This window comes from Actibacterium sp., from assembly GCF_041584535.1.
Classification (GTDB): Bacteria; Pseudomonadota; Alphaproteobacteria; order Rhodobacterales; family Rhodobacteraceae; genus Actibacterium_D.
In genome coordinates this window covers 1-2,641 of the sequence record NZ_JBFHDW010000322.1, presented here as the reverse complement: position 1 = coordinate 2,641, position 2,641 = coordinate 1, and the positions used below count along the sequence as shown (strand labels likewise).

Below are 2,641 nucleotides of genomic sequence, written 5' to 3'. Positions count from 1 at the left end.
GTTATGGGCATCCTCCAAGGGTGTATGCCCTGATGAAGTCGCGCGTATAGGGCAGATTGCCGCGATTGGAAAGGGGGGAATCCGCCGAAAATAACGGGTGTTCGGCGGTTTTTCGGGCAGATTGCACCACGACTGTTGCGATCCGGCACCATTCACTTTTAAGCGAGAAATCCTAGGAAAACAGGCGCTTTCGTCAAAGTTTCCCCTGCGCACAGCATCTTAGCCCCGGCTTGCGCTGCCTGCATGTCCGTTCTGCACTGCAGCATCCTTGATTTCCGCCCGCCCCATGCCAAACTTAGGGTCACATAGCGCGGCACAAAACAAGTAGCAGGTAAACAGCCGCGGACGAGCCGGGAGGAAGACTCAAACATAAGAGGTCTTCAAAATGCTCACGTATTCTAAAAAAGAACTGAACGTGAAAAACACTCTGGCGGGGCCTGTCCCCGTTGCCCTGACCGGGATCACCCGGCAACTTGGCCCGCGTGACAAGGCGGCGCTGATGGGGCACTTTCTGCGCCTGAATTCCGAGGACCGCACCATGCGGTTTTTCTCGCCGGTCGGCGATGCCAGCATCAACGCCTATGTCGAGGCGATCAACTGGGCGCGGACCGTGCTGATCGGCCATTTCGCCGGGGCGCGTCTGGTCGGTCTGGCCGAGGTCATCCCAACCGGCCCGCGCTGGCAGCGCTGCGCCGAGGTTGCGGTGTCGGTCGAACCGGACTGGCGTCGGCACGGGCTGGGCAAGCGTTTGCTGGACCGGGCGATGGCTGCGGCGCGGGCGGTTGGCCTGCGGCAGCTCCGGCTGGTCATCCTGCCCGACAACCACACGATGGTGCGTCTGGCGCGGGGTCTTGGTGGCAAGATGCGCTCGGATTCAGGCGTCGTAACGGCGCAGATCGCGCTGTGGCCCGAGCGCAAGATGCCGGCCTGGCTTGAGCATCTGGCCGGGGTCCTGGCTTCGGCCCCGACGCAATTGGTGGAAACCTTGCACTGGCCGCACCGGCTCCACCGCCGGGCGGCCTGAGCCAGGTTATTCCCACTCGCCTGAAAAACCCTTGGGCACCAGCAGGATGTCGCGGTCCAGATCCTTGACGGATTTACGACCGCACAGCGCCATGCTGGTGTCCAGTTCCTTGTGGATAATCTCAAGCGCCTTGGTGACACCCGCCTCGCCCATCGCGCCAAGGCCATAGACAAAGGCGCGGCCGATAAAGGTGCCGGTCGCCCCCATCGCCAAAGCCTTCAGCACGTCCTGACCCGAGCGGATGCCACTGTCGAGATGGACTTCGATCTTGTCTCCGACCGCATCCATGATCTCGGGCAGCGCCCGGATCGACGAAATCGCGCCGTCCAACTGCCGCCCGCCGTGGTTCGACACCACGATGGCATCGGCACCGACATTCAGCGCCTGCCGGGCGTCCTCGGCATCGAGAATGCCCTTCAGGATCACCTTGCCGCCCCACATCCGGATGAATTGCGCGATCCGGTCCCAGTTCAGCGACGGATCGAACGCCTCGGCTGTCCAGGATGACAACGACGCCGGGTCCGACACGCCCTTGGCATGGCCGACGATATTGCCGAAAAACCGCCGCTTGGTCTGCAGCATCTCCAGCCCCCAACCGACCTTGGTCATCATGTTGGCAATCGAACGCGGCGTCAGCTTCGGCGGCGCGGACAGGCCGTTTTTGATGTCCTTGTGGCGCTGCCCCATGATTTGCAGGTCAACGGTAATCACAATGGCGGTGCAACCCGCTGCGCGCGCGCGGTCGAACAGGCGGCGCATGAATTCATCGTCTTTCAGGGTATAGACCTGAAACCAGAACGGCGCCGAGGTGTTCTCGGCCACATCCTCGATCGAGCAGATCGACATGGTGGACAGGGTAAAGGGCACGCCGAATTTCTCGGCGGCGCGGGCGGCCTTGATTTCGCCATCGGCCGATTGCATCCCGGTCAGCCCCACCGGCGCCAGCGCCACGGGCATGGCCACGTCCTGTCCGATCATCTGGCTGGCGGTGCTGCGCCCGGCCATGTCGACGGCGACTCGTTGCCGCAGATAAATGTCCTGAAAATCCGACGTGTTCTCGGCAAAGGTCTGTTCGGTCCAACTGCCGGATTCCGCGTAATCATAGAACATTTTCGGTGTTCGGCGGTGGTAAAGCTGGCGCAAGTCTTCGATGCAGGTGATGGCGGGCATGGCTCGAAACTCCGTTTTGGTAAAAATCTATTACCAATATTGACGTGTTTACGCAACGCCGCATTTGCAAAACTCTTGGCCCACCGCAGGAAATCCCGCATGGATTAGCGATGAACATCATTTTGGTCGGTAGCATCGCCAGTCTGGGCGCGGGTCTGATGACCGGCGTCGGCGCCCTGCCCGTTCTTTATGGCCGCAGCATTGGCCGCCGCGCCAGCGACACGATGCTGGGGTTCGCTGCGGGCGTGATGCTGTCGGCGTCGTTCTTTTCACTGATCCTGCCCGCGATCGACGCGGCGATGACCCAGCATGGCCGCCTGTTCATCGCGGCGCTGATCACCGGCGCCGGTATCGCGCTGGGGGCAATCGCCGTCGCCGGGATGAACGAATTGCTGCCGCACGAACATTTCATCGCCGGTCCAGAAGGCGCCGATCCGGGCGCGCTGG

At 62.0% G+C, this 2,641-nt stretch carries 3 protein-coding genes; 2 read left to right on the top strand and 1 reads right to left on the bottom strand.

The window, feature by feature from the left end; translation table 11 throughout:
- Positions 1-415: 415 nt before the first annotated feature.
- A complete protein-coding gene (locus tag ABYW26_RS13050; RefSeq protein ID WP_372605344.1) occupies positions 416-1,024 on the top strand; it encodes an N-acetyltransferase family protein in 609 nt (202 codons plus the stop codon).
- A gap of 6 nt (positions 1,025-1,030) precedes the next feature.
- On the opposite strand, the gene ABYW26_RS13045 is transcribed toward ABYW26_RS13050, so the two are convergent.
- Positions 1,031-2,194: an L-lactate dehydrogenase gene (locus ABYW26_RS13045; RefSeq protein WP_372605343.1), complete on the bottom strand. Its 1,164-nt coding sequence runs from the start codon at positions 2,192-2,194 to the stop codon at positions 1,031-1,033.
- 110 nt (positions 2,195-2,304) lie between these two features.
- Here ABYW26_RS13045 and ABYW26_RS13040 point away from each other — a divergent pair.
- A partial coding sequence (locus ABYW26_RS13040; protein WP_372605341.1) for a ZIP family metal transporter occupies positions 2,305-2,641 on the top strand: 337 nt, incomplete at its 3' end.

Bases quoted from the DNA above. Each gene is read 5' to 3' on its own strand.
- ABYW26_RS13045 (WP_372605343.1), bottom strand. From the start codon at position 2,194: ATGCCCGCCATCACCTGCATCGAAGACTTGCGCCAGCTTTACCACCGC.